Origin of the sequence: Corallococcus interemptor (genome assembly GCF_003668875.1) — a bacterium.
Classification (GTDB): domain Bacteria; phylum Myxococcota; class Myxococcia; order Myxococcales; family Myxococcaceae; genus Corallococcus; species Corallococcus interemptor.
On sequence record NZ_RAWM01000053.1, the window covers coordinates 37,992 to 53,133 of the forward strand.

A 15,142-nucleotide genomic window follows, 5' to 3' on the forward strand; every position below is an offset into this window, starting at 1 on the left:
GGCCTTGAGCTGAGAGGAGGGGCGGCCGGAGTCACGGGCCGCCCCTTCTTCATTTGGACGGCATCCCGCGAAGCTGTAGCCAGTCGTCAACGTCCGCGCACCCGGTCCGAGGCACCCGAGAGAAGACAGAGGGTTCAAGCTCCTTCTCGATCTCGTCGGACGAGTCGTATGAATCAATCTCCATGCACTCCCAATAGCGATCGAACAGCGCCTCGGAGATCGAGCCTGCATCGAATTCCTGTCGCAGGTCCTGCGATGCCCCATACGCAGCCAGGACCTGACTGACATCCAGCAGGAAGAGGAGCTTGAACCTCAAGGGCCACCCCCTGCCGGCACGCGCCAATCGGCTCGGCCGGGTCTGGTCCCACAGTCGAGGCTGGTGAAAGTCGGATGTCTCGACCCATGGCTCTCCGCGAAGACGTTCGAGCAGCGCCGGCTTGGGAGTCACCAGGAAGTAGAACGGAATCATCATCTCGCGAAACATACGGCCGGAGCGATGGCCGCCCCTTCTTTCTTCTGCCGGAACGACCCGGGAGACTGGCTGGAGCCGTATCCCAGCCATGCTTCCATCCTGGCTCAGACGCTTCGCGCTGCCGTGCTTCGTCCTGGGTGTGACGGGCTGCGAGTCCAGCGAGCCGCCTCTGGAACCGCCCGGGTTGGGCGGGGTCGCGCTGGCGTACACGGTGGACCGGTACGACTTCGCGTTCGACCTTACGACGGGCGAGGCCGCGTCCCGGTTGGCGTTGGACGTGGAGGCGGGCGCGCGAGGTTGCGTGTCGCTCCCGGCTCCCCCGGAGGTGACGGACGTGCGGTGGGACGGGGTCCCCGCGGACTTTCGCGTGGTGGACGGGCACCTGGAGGTTTGCGGAGTGGCGCCAGCGGACGGGCCCTTGTGGATCGACAGCCAGCAGCGTGTCGCGGAGACCACGGAGCCGTACACGCGGGTGGGGTTCTCCCGGCGGCTGGATGCGCAGGGGCGTCTCTTCACGTACCTGTTGGGATGGCTGGAGTCCTGCGACCTCTTCGGCCCGTGTGATCCCGCACCTGGGCGCCTGGCGCACTTCACCTTCGACGTCACCCATGCGCCCGGCGCGGTGGTGCTGTGTCCGGGGAGCCTGTCGCGACGGGATGACACGCATACGCGGTGTGAGCTGCTGGGCACGCGGGCGCCTACGTATTCAGCGTTCATGATCGCGTCGCATCCGGCGTGGCAGCGCACGCGGCTGGTGGACACGGACGTGGGGCGCGTGGAGTTGTACGAGCCCCCGGGCGGACTGCTCGGGCCGGCGATTGACGCGGGCGCGGTGGCGGAGTTCCTGGCGTGGATGACGGCGCGCTTCGGGCCGCTGCCCTATGGCCCTGAGCTGCGGGTGGCCAGCGGACGCACGGACTGGCTGGGCATGGAGCACCCGGCCAACATCGTCCTGCGCGACGACCTTCAAATGTTTCCCAGTGCCTACACCAACATGACGCTGCACACGTTGCTGCATGAGATCGCGCACCAGTGGGCCGGTAACCGGACGACGCTGGCGAGCGCGGAGGACTACCCGTGGAAGGAAGCGGTGGCGGAGTACCTCACGTATGTCTTTGAGGACGAGCACCGGAGCAACGAGGCCGCGACGACGCTGGCGTACCTGGACCGGCTGGCCCGGACGTCCTCCTACTACCTGCGTCCGCGAGACACGCCCGCGCCGCCGTTCCTCTCCTTCGTGAATGACGTCTACGGCACGGGCCCGATGATCCTCCTGGTGCAGCTGGAGTCCCTGCTCGGACGGCCCCAGGTGCTCGCGGGGCTCCAGTCGTTCCTGGCCGAGCCAGGCGTCCGGAGCATCGAGGACCTGCGCCGGGCGCTCGAGACCGCGTCAGGAAAGGACCTCCAGCGCTACTTCGACACCTGGGTGGACGGGCAGGGGGAGCCGGACTGGCCGTTCTTCCAGGTGGAGTGGCAGCAGGGAGAAGCGTTCGCACTGACCGTGACGCAGCGGACTCAGGCCGGGAAGGTGTATCCCTGCGAGGTGGAGCTGGAGCTTCAGGGCGAAGCGCCGGAGGAGCGCCGGAGGGTCACCGCCTCCTATGGCCTGGATCCGGAGTCCGCGACGGCGGGGCTCACGGTGGAGGGACTGCCGTGGAAGGTCCAGCAGGTCGTGGTGGATCCGCGCAGTCGGCTGGTCAATCGCAGGAGTTTGAGCGCAGTGCCGTAAATGAAAAGCCCCTCGGGCCAGGAAGGCGCGAGGGGCTTTGGAGCCGCGTTGAGGCTACGGCGTGGGCGCGGCGACGGCGGGCGCGGCGGCAGCGGCCTCTTCGGCGGCCTTGGCCTCGGCGACCTTGCGAGCGGCTTCAGCTTCGGCGCGCTTGGTGGCCTCGGTCTGGGTGGCGGTCTTCATGCTGGCGAGGCCCTTCTCGAAGTCCTTGCCGATCATCTGGTCCATGTCCATGAACACGCACATCGCCTTGCTCATGAAGGTGTGCTCCCCGGCCATGGTCCAGGTGACGGTGGTGCCGGCGTCGGCGGGCTTGAACGTGAAGGTGGTGATGCTGCTGTCCTCGAAAGGCTTGATGAACTCCAGCTTGATGCGGACGGACGCGTCGGCGCTGGCCTCCAGGATGGTCATGCGGCCCTCACCTACGTCGTTGTTGCCCACCCACCCATAGGTGGCGCCAACGCCCGACTCCGCGCCGCCAAACGTCCGCTTCATGTTCGGGTCGAGGTTGTCCCAGGGAGACCACTGGTTCCACTGGCGGAAGTCATTGACCAGCCCGAACGCGATGTCCGGCGAGCCCGGCACGGTGGCGGAGCGCGTGACGGTGTAGGTATCAGGGCGGGTGGTGACGAAGCCGGCGAACAGCACGAGCACGGCGACGACGCCAATGGCGATCTTCTTGAACATGGAGGTCCTCGGAACGGGAGCCCTGGGCAGGGCGCCCGCGTCTTAGGCCGCCCGATCGCTCCGGCTCAAGCCCCCCAGGGAACGTCCCACCTTGACGCAGCGTGCAGTGCGTGGGCAATGGGCCCATGCGCCTGGCGGTCGTGTGCTCGGGCGCTCCGCTTCGATGGGTTCACCAGCGGCGTGTTGCTGGGGGCCAAAGGGCCGGGCTAAGAGAAGTTCCTCGAACTGGCCGTGGAGCAGGGCGGATGGCTCGAGAGCTTCATGAACCTCTTCACGGCCGATGACGGAAACCTACTACGCAGGGGTGTACTGGCCGGGAAGACCCGAGCCGCTGGAGGCCTACGCCCGGCGGGCGGAGTCGCTGTTCCAGCGATGGGCCTCCGCGGATCCAGGCCTTGCCTCCTGGTGCGAGCAGGGCCTGTCCCGTGCAACGGCGCTCAACAGTCGATTCTCGCCGGATGCTCGCTCGCTCCAGCACCTGTTCACGAAGAAGAAGTACCAGATTGGCGAAGGCGAGATTTCCTTCGCCGCGTGGAACGGAAGCGCTGACGACAGCAGTGTCGTCAACTTCTCCTGCGGGTCCGACGCAGTGGACCTCTGTGTTTGGACTCCAGCGGCACAGGCCCCCCTTTCCGGACAGCGCGCATCCCAGGTCCTGGGTGCCATGGCCCTGGCCTGGGATCCTGAATGGGGCGTTGTCATTTCCGATGAGCACCGGGACGCGGTGTCTGAGACCGGTGACGTCGGCACGTTCATCGGCTGGATGACGTACTTCTCCCACCAACGTGGCCAGCTGCCGCCACTTCCGGACCCGGTACGAGTCGAGCCCGTCGAGGACAAGGGCACGCTGGTCATCCTGACCTCCGAGCGCTTCACGCTGGCGAATCCAAAGCATGTTGCCCTGGCGGAAGAGGTGCGGGGCCGGTTGTCCCGTGCCGGCTTGTTGGAACCGGTTGGAGCCGTGCCTTGACGACGCTGACCCCTGACACCGCTCGGCACCTGTCCCTGCTGCGGACGCTGGGCACGGCGGAGCTGTCGCCGTATTCGCGGTGGCAGTGGCTGGCGTGGGATGCATCGTCGCGCTACCTGCTGTCGGTTCAGAAGCAGGGTGGGGTGCCACTGCGCTGGTGGGACCTGAACTCGCAAGGGTCGGAGCCGCTGGCCGCGCATTCGGTGCCCGGTTGCATTGCGGCGTGGTTCCTGCCCGGCTCCGAGCAGCTGTTGTCCGTGACGGTGCGTGGCACCCTTCAGACCTGGTCGGTCTCCGACGGCCGGTTGCTGTCCTCCGTGGAGACTGGGGGCTCCGTCTCCCATGCGCACCTGTCATCGGATGGGACGCGCCTGCTCCTCGTGGCGAGCGTGGGCCGCGTGATGCTCTGGGACCTGGAGCGGCGCTGGCTCGTCTGGCGGAAGGAAGACCCCTGGCAGTTCCATGGCTGCGCGCTTTCAGCCGACGGCGCGTTTGCCGCCGTGGGAGCGGCCGAGGAGCAGGAGAACTCCAACACCCGGGCCTCCCTGCGCCTGTGGGACGCGCGGACCGGCATGCGCGTCACGACGCGTGCCTTCGACGCCCGGCGCATCTGGGCCGTGGCGTTCACGCCCTCCAGCGAACACCTGGTCGCCGCGAACTCCGCCGGAGAGCTGCTGTTCCTGGCGTTGCCCACGCTGGAGATCGCGCGGACCTTGAAGGCCCCCGCCTCGTTGGCCCTCCACCTGGAGTTCAACCCGGAGGGCTCCCTGCTGGCGGCCAGTCCAGACACCAGCGCATTCGTGGTCATCGACGTGCAGAGCGGGCAGCACGTCTTTGCCTACTCAGACCTGGATGATCAGCAGGGCAGCACCGCGAACTTCTCTCCAGACGGACGCTTCGTGAGCTGGGGCATGGACGACGGCAAGGTGGGCATCTGGGGCGTGAAGGCCGATCCGCGGAAGAAATGACAGACTGACGGAAGGTGACGCTAGAGTTGAGGCCATGCGCTCACTCCTTCCGTGGCTTGCACTGGCATTGCTGACAGCCTTTGCCGCTCAAGCCCAATTCAGGATTCCCATTCCGCCTCCTGGCGCCTACGGCACCGAGGTGACGACGTTCGCCGGGGGAGATGCGCTCCTGGAGGCCTCGGGATTGATCTGGGCGCCGGATGCGTCCAACCGCCTCTTCGTGCTGCTCAAGTCCGGCAAGGTCCAGGTCATCCAGAACGGCAGCCTCCTGCCCACGCCCTTCATCAATGAACCCGTGGGGACCGAGGGAGAGCAGGGCCTGCAAAGCCTTGTCTTCGACCCGGACTTCGCGACCAATCACTACGTCTACGTCTTCGTCACCAGGCCCGACTTCACCTACACCGCGCAGATTCTCCGGTTCATGGATGTGGGGGGCGTGGGCATCAACCGCACCGTCATCGTCGATGACATCCCGGCGGGTACCATCCATAACGGGGGCGGCATGGCCTTCGGGCCGGACGGGCTGCTGTATTTCGGCGTGGGCGACCGGGGCACGAAAGCGGGTGGCGGGGACGACCTGACGCTGCTGGCCTCGAAGATCAACCGGGTCCACAAGGATGGGACCACCCCCTCGGACAACCCCTTCTACGACGGCGACGGGCCGAACAATGACCTCATCTGGGCCCGCGGCTTCCGCAATCCCTTCCGCATGCGCTTCGAGCCGGGAACCGGGAAGCTCTGGGTCAATGTCGCCGGTGAGGTTTCCGAGCAGATCTTCCGAGTGGGACGGGGTGACCACGCGGGCTGGGCCACGTACGAGAACAACCAGCCCGAAGGCTTCCTGACGCCCCTGGTCGCGTACCTCCCCGGGAGCTGGGAGCTCTACTTCTTCACGCCAACGGGCGCGGTCCGCCAGAACGGCGTCACGACCTTCACCGTCCAGGGGAGCCAGCCGGTCACGGCCCTGCGCAAGGGCCGGAAGGTGACCGTGCGGGAGGTGCTCGACCCGAGCTTCAACGGGACCTGGATCATCACGGGCTTCCCCACGCCCTACTCCTTCACGGTGGACCAGCCAGGACCGGATGCGGCGAGTGGCGGCGGTTGGCTGAGGACCGACATCATGGGCGAGGCCGTCGTCGGCGGAGCCTTCTCCGAGGGCTCGCTGTTCCCAGCGGAGTACCAGGGCAACTATTTCTTCGCGGACTTCACGGGCAACGTCTACCGCGTCGTGCTCGCCACCGACGGCACCGTGGAGCGGGTGCCGCTCGTGCTCTGCTACGACGACCGTGAGGTGTTCACCGACGTCGCGATGGGACCTGACGGCGCGCTGTATGTCATGTCGTACGCGGGAGCCATCTACCGCCTCACGCCCGTGCCAGCAGGGCAGGGCGTGGTCGCCTCCGAGCAGGACCTGGCCATCCCTGAGGGAGGGACGAAGACGTTCACGGTCTCCCTGGCCATGCCTCCCTCCGCTCCAACGTATGTCCTCGTCGAGCGGCGTGAAGAGGACTCGGACATCCGGGTGACGTCGGGGCAAGAACTCCTCTTCACCGCGGCCAATTGGAACGTTCCCCGGACCGTCACGCTCTCCGCGGCGCAGGACGCGGACGCCGACATCGACCATGCGACGATCACCTTCTCGATGGACCAGGGCTACCCGGCGGGCATCCCCGGTGCGGAGGTCCACGTGCGCACTGAAGAGGATGAAGTCCAATCGCTCCAACTCTCCGCCACCGCGGTGGACCTGGAAGAGGGGAGCAGTGACACCTTCACCGTCGCCCTGGCCTACGCGCCGACGGCGCCCCTGACCGTGACCGTGGCGCGCACGTCCGGGAGCGAGGACGTGAGTCTCACCGGGGGCGCCACGCTGACGTTCGCGCCCCAGGACGGCACCGCCGCGAAGACGGTCACGCTGGCGGCCGCGCAGGACGCCGACGGTGAGGACGACCTCGCCGTGCTCACGGTGTCCGCGCCGGGCCTCGCCTCGCGTACGGTCTCCGTCACCGCCCGCGACGTGGCCTCGGTGCCGGTCATCACCTCCACGCCAGCGACGCAGGCGACCGTGGGCGTCCCCTATGCGTACACCGTCACGGCGACCGGCCGGCCCGCGCCCTCGCTCGTGCTGGAGGAGGGGCCCCAGGGCATGACGCTGGACCCTGAATCCGGGCTCCTGTCCTGGACGTCCCAGGCCGAAGCGACCGTGGCGGTTGCGGTGCGCGCGAGCAACGGTCAGGCCCCCGATGCCGTCCAGACGTTCCAGCTCCAGGTCCAGCAACCAGAAGTCGCCGACGCGGGCACCGAACCGGATGGTGGCGGCATCCAGGACGCGGGGACCTCCATGGACGCGGGGATCGTCGCGGACGCGGGCTCCACGCAGGACGGCGGCACGGTGCCCAATCCCATGGGAGGTGACGTGAGCGGCTGCGGTTGCGGTGCCACCGCGATTCCAGGCGTCCTGGGTTGGTGGCTGCTCTCCGGGCTCCTGTGGAAGCCCCGCCGCGCCCGGCGATAGTCCACCCCTCGCCAGGAACGCCCGGCTGGCGGCCAGTCCTGTCTCAATGGTGGCGGGACTGGCGGCGCGACGTCCTCAGGAAGAACGCCCCCGCGAGCGCGATGACGAGTGCCGCCATGGCGAGCACGGTGACGCCATCGTACTTCGACAGGTCCAGGACAATGACCTTCCGGGCGACTGCGATGAGCGCGACCTCCAGCACGATTTCAACGTGCACGACGTTGTCGCGCAGGTACGCCTTGATGGTCTCCAGCAACTCCACGCCAATGAGGATGAGGAGAACGAAACCGAAGATCTCCAGCAGTTCGTCCACTTCCAGAATGAGGATGGGCGGGGTGATGATGTCCTTGGCGATGATCCATCCCAGCTCCAGGGTGGAAAGCGCCACGACCACCATCATCATCACGACGATCGAGACGACGACGACGCGCTCGAACTTCTTGATGAGGAGGTTCAGTCCTCCCTGTGGGGAGGGAGTGCCTTCCGTGCTCACAATCCGTCCCCCTTCCGCTCGGGAGCAGGGGCCGGCCTGCCCGCCGACGAGTGCCCGCACGCCCGGAAGCTCGCGCGGTCATGCGCTGCCTCCCGGATCGAACCTGGGTGTAGGGCACGGGGTTGGCAATTCTTGAAGCGGCAAAAGAGTCGCCTGGGCGCTCAAGCCACGGCCGGATGTGAGAAATAAAGCTTGATAGACAGACAGGCGGTTGCGCTAGCGTTTGCCCCATGCGCCTGAACGCCATCTGGCTTGCCCTGGCATTGCTGACAGCCTTGCCCGTGTATTCCCAACCCACCGAGACCGCTCGTGATCTTGAGATCTCGGATTGGGTCACTTCCCAGACGATCATGAACGCCACGCGGATGGGATGGGTTCCGGACGGTTCGGGTCGCCTGTTCATTTCGACGATGCCTGGAAAGGTCTACGTCGTGCTGAACGGGCAGGTACAGCCGACCCCCTTCATTTCCGAGTCCTTCAACCAGAGCTTCCAGCAAGGCCTCCTGGGCATGGCCTTCGATCCGGACTTCGCGAACAACCACTACGTCTATTTCTTCGCGGCGATGCCGGGCTACAAGCTGGAGGTCTTCCGGTACACCGACGTCGGGGGCGTTGGCGTGGATCGCACTGTCATCGTGGGCGGGCTCCAGGCGGGACGCCTCGACTTCGACGGTGGCGGGCTCACCTTCGGTCCGGATGGCATGCTGTACTTCGGGGTGGGAAATCTCAACGGTACCAAGGCGGAGGATGTCCTGACGAACGCGGCGGGCAAGATCCACCGCGTGTACCCGGATGGCACCGTGCCCACCGACAACCCCTTCTACGATGGGGCAGGCCCCAACGTGGACAGCATCTGGGCACGGGGTTTCTGCAACCTCTATGGGCTCGTCTTCCAGCCGGGGACCGGCCGCCTGTGGGCCAACGCCTCAAGCCCGCAGACCATTCAGGTCTTCAGCGGGGGGCCGGGTGACCATGGAGGGTGGCCGCTCTACAACTTCGTCCGGCCCACGGGTTACCTCTCGCCCGTGTATGCATATATCGCCAACCATGAGTTCAATTCGTTCACGCCGACAGGTGCGGTGAGACAGAACGGCGTCACGACCTTCACGTTCCAGAACAACACCTTGGGGGCCTTGTGGTACCGCAAGGGGACGCGAGTGATGATCCGGGATGTGACGGACCCCAGCTTCAATGGGGACTTCTATGTCACGGGGCATCCTTCCGCGCAGTCGTTCACCGTGGACCAACCGGAGCCGGATGCGGTGAGCGGTGGTGGAATGCTCAGGCGGTGGATCCCGGGTGAGTTCGTCATGGGAGGCATGTTCTATGGAGGGACGCGCTTCCCCACGAGCTACTCCGGCAACTACCTGTACACGGACTTCCGCGGAATGCTTCATCGCATCCGGTTCGCCGCGGATGGATCCGCGGCGGCGGAGGACATCATCATCAATCAGGAGACGGGCGGCGGCTTCGTTGACGTGAACGAGGGACCAGATGGCGCGCTGTATGTGCTGAGCCACTATGGGCGCATCCTGCGGGTCACCCCGGCACCTCAAGGACAGTCCCTGGTCGTGTCGTCATCGGACCTCGTCATCCCGGAAGGCGAGACCAGGACGGTCATGGTCTCGCTGGCGATGCCTCCCACGGTGGACGTCTGGGTCAAGGTGGCGGTGCAGGGCGGCGGTGGCGACCTCACCGTGGATGACGGCGCCTCGCTCCGCTTCACGCTCAACAACTGGAGCGTTCCCCAGCTTGTGACGCTGGGCGCGGCGGTGGACGCGGATGCGGAGGTCGAACACGCGTCCTTCACGTTCACACCGACGCAGGGTCTCCCCATCGTCACCGTCCAGGCCCACACCCAGGAGAACTAGGTTCGGGCGCCAGCCCCTCGCCAAGATCGCCCAAGCGGGGCAGGGGGCCGGGGATTACCCTCCCTCGGGTCACTGCCCGGAGCCCACCCAGTGAGCGAGCTTGCTCCCAACGTCACGTACTTCCGCCACCCCGCGGCGCCCGACCTGGAACTCATCCGCGTGGAGGAGGACTCCTGCCTCCGCGAAACCTACGCGGATGCGTATGCCTTCGTGGCCCTGTACGCGGGGGCCTTCGACGGCTGGTACCGGGGCTCGCGACACACCTGGGAGCCCGGCAACCTGAAGCTCAAGGAGCCGGGCAACCTCTACCGCGACCTCCACATCCACGCGCCCATCACCGTCCAGGTCGCCCGCTTTCCGGCGCACGTCGTCGAACGGGCTGCCCAGGCCCTCGACCTCCGGGGACCCGTCCACTTCCAGGCGCCCCGGGACGGCGGCGCGAAGGCCGCCCAGCGCGTGTATGCGATGCACGCCGTGCTGGCGGATCCCTCGGCTGACTCCCTCGTCGTCGAGACCCGCGTCACCGAAGCCGTAGACGCGGTGCTGTCCAGCTGCGCCGAAGGTGCTCCCTCGGCGCAGCATGTCCGCGCCCCTGCCGCCGTGCACCGTGCTCGGGACTTCCTGCGTGAGAACCTGGACCAGAAGGTCACCCTGGACGCGCTCGCGGCCCACGCGGGCATGGACAAGTTCCACCTCACCCGCGCGTTCCGCCACAGCCTGGGCGTGCCCCCGTACGAATACCTCACCCATCTGCGCATCGACCGCGCCCGCCAGCTCCTGTCGGCGGGCATGTCCGCGGGGGACACCGCGTACGCCGTCGGGCTCTATGATCAGAGCCAGCTCAACCGGCACTTCCGCCGGCTCATGGGCACCACCCCCGCGCACTACGCCCGCTGCACGTCGGTGAAGCCCATGCCCCGCCGTGCCTCAAGCGGCTACAGGAACAGGCCGCCGGACGCCTCCAGCCGCTGACCGGTGATCCACCGCCCGTCCTCCGAGCACAGGAACGCGACCACGCCCCCGATGTCGTCGGGCACGCCCACGCGCCCCAGCGCCGTCTGCTCGCTGAGCATCCCGCGCAGCCCGGGGTTGTGTTCGAACGCGCCCTTCGTGAAGTCCGTCTCGACAGGCCCCGGCGCGACGGTGTTGCAGGCGATGCGGCGCGGGCCCAGCTCCTTCGCCAGGTAGCGGGTGAACGCCTCGATGGCGGCCTTCATGGACGCGTACGCCGCGTAGCCCGGGAAGGTGAAGCGCGCGAGCCCCGTGGAGAAGTTGATCACCCGGCCTCCATCCTCCAGCAGGGGCAGCAGCCGCTGCGTCAGCAGGTACACGCCCTTGAAGTGGATGTGGAACATCGCGTCGATGGCGGCCTCCTCCGTCTGCGCCACCGGCGACCAGTGCTCCGTGCCCGCGTTGTTCACCAGGAAGTCGAACGTCGTCCGGTCCCACTTCTGGCGCAGCGCCTCCCGCAGCCGCGCCGCGAAGTCCTCGAATCCCGCCGGCTTCGACGTGTCCAACCGCAAGGCCACCGCCTTCTGGCCCATCCGTTCAATCTCCGCGACCACCGCCTCCGCTTCCGCCTGCTTGCTGTGGAAGGTGAGGACGACGCCAACCCCGGCCCGAGCGAGCTTCAGTGCGCTGTTCCTGCCCAGTCCCCGGCTGCCACCCGTGATGAGCGCGATGCGATGCGTGTCCGCCATGATGTTTCCTCCACCGGACGGCCTCCGGGCCGTTCGTGATGGAGGGAAGATGCCCGCCCGCCGCGCGCCGCACTTGGGCGATGTTGGCGGGCAATGAACATCCCCACGCGGGGGCTCCGCCAACCCCGGGAGGATGATTAGCGTTCCACCACCAGGAGGTGGACGTGGTGAAGCCGCGCCAGGCGGTCCGGAAGCAGACACGCGCGCCGCACGAGCGGCGGCATGACACCGCGCTGCTCATCATCGACGTCATCAACGACCTGGAGTTCCCCGGCGGGGAGAACGTCCTGCCCTGGGCGCTGCGCATGGTGGAGCGCCTGGGCCCCTTCGCGGACAGGATGCGCAAGGCCGGCGTCCCGGTCATCTACGTCAACGACAACTTCGACCTGTGGCGCAGCAGCTTCACGGACGTCTACAAGCACTGCACCCGCAAGGACAGCCGGGGCCAGCGCGTCGCCCGGGCGCTCAAACCCCGGCCGGATGACTACTTCATCCTCAAGCCCAAGCACTCGGCCTTCTTCGCCACGTCACTGGTGCCCCTCCTGGAGCACCTGGGCACGAAGAAGCTGCTGCTCGCGGGCATCGCCACCAACCTGTGCGTCTTCTTCAGCGCCCACGACGCGCACATGCACGAGTACAAGATCACCGTGCTCAGTGACTGCTGCTGCGCGGAGAGCGACAAGGACCACGACCTGGCCCTGGATCAGCTCCAGCGCTTCCTGAGGGTGCGCGTCCGCCGGGGCGACGAGGTTCACCTGGAACCCCGCTCCCGCCGCCGCCCCACCCGCAAGCCCCCGGCTGAAGGGAAGTGACCGGGACGGCTCAGACGTCCTTGTCACCGTCGTCGTCGTCGTCGAGGATGTGGCACTTGCCCGCATCCTCGTCGAGCGCCTTGCCGATGAACTCCTTCACCAGGTCGTCGCCGTTGAAGACCAGGGAGAAGTTGACCTGCTCGCCGCCGACGTCCTCCTTGCGATCCAACTGGAGCTTGCCGCCCAGCGCCGTCGCGTTCCCGTCGACGTGAGCGCCCGCGGGCACCTTCACGTCGCCGCCGACGGACACCACGTCGCCCTTCACCTTCGCCCCGGGCTCCAGGATGACGCGGCCCCGGATGGCGGCCACGTCGTTGTCCACCACCGCGCCCTTCTTCACGATGACGTCGCCGTCCACGGCGACCGCGTCCTTGACCTTCTCCCCGGGCTCGATGACCAGGTTCGTGCCCTGGACCGCCTTGCTCCCGTCCTTCACGTTGACGCAGATGGTCTTCGCGGGAGCCTTGGCCAGCTTCTTCGCCGGCTCCGCCGCCAGGGCGGGCACGGCCAACGAACAGGCAAGCACGACGGTGGGCAGCAAGGAGCGGCGCATGGCGGGGACCTCCGGAACGCGGAAGGGGAGCGGCATGCCCTTGCTACGGACGGCCGCGTCCCCCATTGCATCCGGTGCCCCCGGCCCGGCCGTTCAGCCGAGCACGCCCTTCGCCGCGTCGATGGCCTCGTGCGTCCCCGCGAGCGCCAGGATGTCGCCCGCGCGCAGCACCTCCTGCGCGCTGGGCACCAGCACGCCCGCGTCGCCCCGGCGGATGGCCAGCACCGTGGCCCCCGTCATGCCGCGCAGGTTGAGCTCCGCCAGCGTCCGGCCCACCGCCGCGCTGGACTCGCCGAGCGCCACGGACTCCGGTTCCCCAATGCCCGGCAGCATCTGACGCACGCCGTGCAGCACGTCCGGTGAGGGCTCGTCCTCGTCGCCCTTGGCGTGGGACTGGGCCGCCAGCGCCTCCACGATGACCTGCGCGCCCGCGCGCATGTGCCCCTGCAGGTTCGTGGCGCTCTTCCAGAAGGCGAAGCCCAGCGCGCCCAGGGACACCAGCAGCAGCACCGCGCCCGGCACGCCCGGCAGGAACGGCTGGGTGATGGCCAGCACCGGCACGCCCACCATGAAGACGCTGGCCAGTTGGAGCGCCACCACCAGCACCCTTCGAGGCGCCGCCGCCAGGTCCACCTTGCCGTTGGCGGCCGTCGGCAGCGCGCCCTCCGCCAGCACCACGCCCAGCCGGCGCCCCATCCGCACGATGCCCACGCAGAAGGGCAGCGCCAGCGCCGTGGCCAGGCCAATGACGATCCACGGCGTCATCGTCTTGCCCCAGCCCATGCGCTCGTCGATGAACTCCGTCACCTGGGGCAGCAGCAGCGACGTGCCGATGACGATGATGGTGATGAACGCCGCGTCCAGCAGCATCAGGAGCGCCATGCGCCGCACGCGCGCGCCCACCGTCTTCTGGCGCGGCGACGTGCGCAGGTTCTCCACCCAGCTGCCGTACAGCGACGCGAACGTCTGGAGCGGCGCCGGGAGCTTGCGGTCCACCCAGTTGGCGATGGGGCCGGACGCGCGGATGAGCCACGGCGTCGTCAGCGTGGTGATGGCGGACACGGCCACCGCCACCGGGTAGAGGAACGTGCCCGTGGCCTTCAGGGACAGGCCCAGGCCCGCGATGATGAAGGAGAACTCGCCAATCTGGGACAGGCTCAGGCCCGCCTGCACGGACGTGCGCGTGCCGTTGCCGGTGAAGAACGCGCCCAGCGACACGCTGATGATCTTCCCGAAGACGACCACGCCGGTGAGCACCGCGATGGCCAGCCAGTGCTCGCGGATGAGCGCCGGATCGATGAGCATGCCCACCGACACGAAGAACACCGCGCCGAACAGGTCGCGCACCGGCTGCACCAGGTGCTCAACCTCCTTGCCCTCGCCGGACTCCGCCACCAGCGAGCCCGCCAGGAACGCGCCCAGCGCCACCGAGTAGCCGAACGTCTGCGCCAAGAGCGCACCCGCGAAGCAGATGCCCACGCTGGTGACGAGCGTCGTCTCCGGCCGCTGCAGCTTCGTGATGTAGCGCATCAGCCGGGGCACGACGAACAGGCCAATGCCGACCAGGCCCACCAGGAACGCGGCCAGCCGGCCCACGGTGATCGCCAGGTCGCCGGCGGACAGGCCGGTGCCGCTGGACACCGCGGTGAGCATGGCCATCAGCAGGATGCCGATGAGGTCCTCCACGATGAGGATGCCTACGACGATGCCGCGCAGCGCGCCCCGGATGTTCTGCTCGTCGAACGCCTTGGCGATGATGGTGGTGCTGGAGATGGCGATGCAGGCGCCGGTGAACAGGCTCTCCAGCATCGTCCAGCCGAACGCGCGGCCGACGACGAAGCCCAGCCACACCATCACGCTGCACTGGATGACCGCGGTGAGCCCCGCGGTGGGTCCCACCTGGAACAGCCGGCGCAGGCTGAACTCCAGCCCCAGGGAGAACATCAGCAGGATGACGCCCAGCTCCGACAGCGTCTGCACGATGCCCGGGTCCGCCACCAGGGGAATGGGGACGTGCGGCCCGATGATGAAGCCCGCGAGGATGTAGCCCAGCACCACCGGCTGGCGCAGGCGCTGGAAGAGGACCGTCGTGACCGCCGCGACACAGAGGACGGTGGCGAGGGCTTGGAGGAAGGCGTGGGCGTCGTGCATGGGGGGCGCCTCTGGAGGTGATGGGGCTCGCGATTGTCCGGCCCCGCCCGCACCGCGCGGGGCCGGATCCACAGGAAGTTAGGGCGGGCTCAGCCGCATCGCTCGAACGCGATGGCTCCGCCGATGATGAGCAGGCACAGCAGGGCGCTCCACAACAGGCGTGCCCCCTGCCACTGGTCGTGGGTGGCGCCGCCCTGCTGTGCCTGCTCATCATCGGCGGAGCC

13 protein-coding genes are annotated in these 15,142 nt (G+C 67.8%); 7 read left to right on the forward strand and 6 right to left on the reverse strand.

Annotated features, from left to right (window positions below; genetic code table 11):
• Positions 1 to 49: 49 nt before the first annotated feature.
• Positions 50 to 472, reverse strand: a complete 423-nt coding sequence (locus tag D7X96_RS20125) for a hypothetical protein (RefSeq protein WP_147442761.1) — start codon at positions 470 to 472, stop codon at positions 50 to 52.
• Between the two features lie 88 nt (positions 473 to 560).
• On the opposite strand from D7X96_RS20125, the gene D7X96_RS20130 reads away from it, so the two are divergent.
• Entirely contained in the window at positions 561 to 2,201 is a 1,641-nt protein-coding gene (locus D7X96_RS20130; RefSeq protein ID WP_121770475.1) for a M1 family metallopeptidase, read from the forward strand.
• A 54-nt stretch (positions 2,202 to 2,255) separates the two neighbouring features.
• Here the strand turns inward: D7X96_RS20130 and D7X96_RS20135 are convergent, their stop codons facing one another.
• Positions 2,256 to 2,888: an SRPBCC family protein gene (locus tag D7X96_RS20135; RefSeq protein ID WP_121770476.1), complete on the reverse strand. Its 633-nt coding sequence runs from the start codon at positions 2,886 to 2,888 to the stop codon at positions 2,256 to 2,258.
• A gap of 280 nt (positions 2,889 to 3,168) precedes the next feature.
• Here D7X96_RS20135 and D7X96_RS20140 point away from each other — a divergent pair, with 280 nt between their 5' ends.
• Genes D7X96_RS20140 through D7X96_RS20150 form a run of 3 tightly spaced genes read left to right on the forward strand, consistent with a single transcriptional unit; the run spans position 3,169 to position 7,338 of the window.
• Positions 3,169 to 3,858 carry an immunity 52 family protein gene (locus D7X96_RS20140; RefSeq protein WP_121770477.1) on the forward strand — a complete coding sequence of 230 codons (690 nt, stop codon included), beginning with the start codon at positions 3,169 to 3,171 and terminating at the stop codon, positions 3,856 to 3,858.
• Complete coding sequence (locus tag D7X96_RS20145) at positions 3,855 to 4,826, forward strand: WD40 repeat domain-containing protein (protein ID WP_121770478.1); 972 nt, start codon at positions 3,855 to 3,857, stop codon at positions 4,824 to 4,826. Before D7X96_RS20140 ends, D7X96_RS20145 begins: the two co-directional genes overlap by 4 nt.
• A gap of 34 nt (positions 4,827 to 4,860) precedes the next feature.
• Positions 4,861 to 7,338, forward strand: coding sequence for a PQQ-dependent sugar dehydrogenase (locus tag D7X96_RS20150; RefSeq protein WP_121770479.1), 2,478 nt, complete (start codon positions 4,861 to 4,863; stop codon positions 7,336 to 7,338).
• A gap of 43 nt (positions 7,339 to 7,381) precedes the next feature.
• Here the strand turns inward: D7X96_RS20150 and D7X96_RS20155 are convergent, their stop codons facing one another.
• Complete coding sequence (locus D7X96_RS20155; protein WP_199746900.1) at positions 7,382 to 7,831, reverse strand: phosphate-starvation-inducible PsiE family protein; 450 nt, start codon at positions 7,829 to 7,831, stop codon at positions 7,382 to 7,384.
• 365 nt (positions 7,832 to 8,196) lie between these two features.
• Here D7X96_RS20155 and D7X96_RS20160 point away from each other — a divergent pair, with 365 nt between their 5' ends.
• Both D7X96_RS20160 and D7X96_RS20165 read left to right on the forward strand, forming a co-directional pair.
• Entirely contained in the window at positions 8,197 to 9,702 is a 1,506-nt protein-coding gene (locus tag D7X96_RS20160) for a PQQ-dependent sugar dehydrogenase (protein WP_158626605.1), read from the forward strand.
• 90 nt (positions 9,703 to 9,792) lie between these two features.
• Complete coding sequence (locus D7X96_RS20165; protein ID WP_121770481.1) at positions 9,793 to 10,674, forward strand: helix-turn-helix domain-containing protein; 882 nt, start codon at positions 9,793 to 9,795, stop codon at positions 10,672 to 10,674.
• Here D7X96_RS20165 and D7X96_RS20170 read toward each other — a convergent pair.
• Positions 10,638 to 11,402, reverse strand: coding sequence for an SDR family oxidoreductase (locus tag D7X96_RS20170; RefSeq protein ID WP_208647342.1), 765 nt, complete (start codon positions 11,400 to 11,402; stop codon positions 10,638 to 10,640). The two genes, D7X96_RS20165 and D7X96_RS20170, sit on opposite strands and share 37 nt — an antisense overlap.
• 164 nt (positions 11,403 to 11,566) lie before the next feature.
• Here D7X96_RS20170 and D7X96_RS20175 point away from each other — a divergent pair, with 164 nt between their 5' ends.
• Positions 11,567 to 12,214, forward strand: coding sequence for a cysteine hydrolase family protein (locus D7X96_RS20175; RefSeq protein ID WP_199746898.1), 648 nt, complete (start codon positions 11,567 to 11,569; stop codon positions 12,212 to 12,214).
• 10 nt (positions 12,215 to 12,224) lie between these two features.
• On the opposite strand, the gene D7X96_RS20180 is transcribed toward D7X96_RS20175, so the two are convergent.
• Both D7X96_RS20180 and D7X96_RS20185 read right to left on the reverse strand, forming a co-directional pair.
• Complete coding sequence (locus D7X96_RS20180; protein ID WP_121770484.1) at positions 12,225 to 12,767, reverse strand: hypothetical protein; 543 nt, start codon at positions 12,765 to 12,767, stop codon at positions 12,225 to 12,227.
• A 93-nt stretch (positions 12,768 to 12,860) separates the two neighbouring features.
• A complete protein-coding gene (locus D7X96_RS20185) occupies positions 12,861 to 14,918 on the reverse strand; it encodes a monovalent cation:proton antiporter family protein (protein ID WP_121770482.1) in 2,058 nt (685 codons plus the stop codon).
• Positions 14,919 to 15,142: the final 224 nt, after the last annotated feature.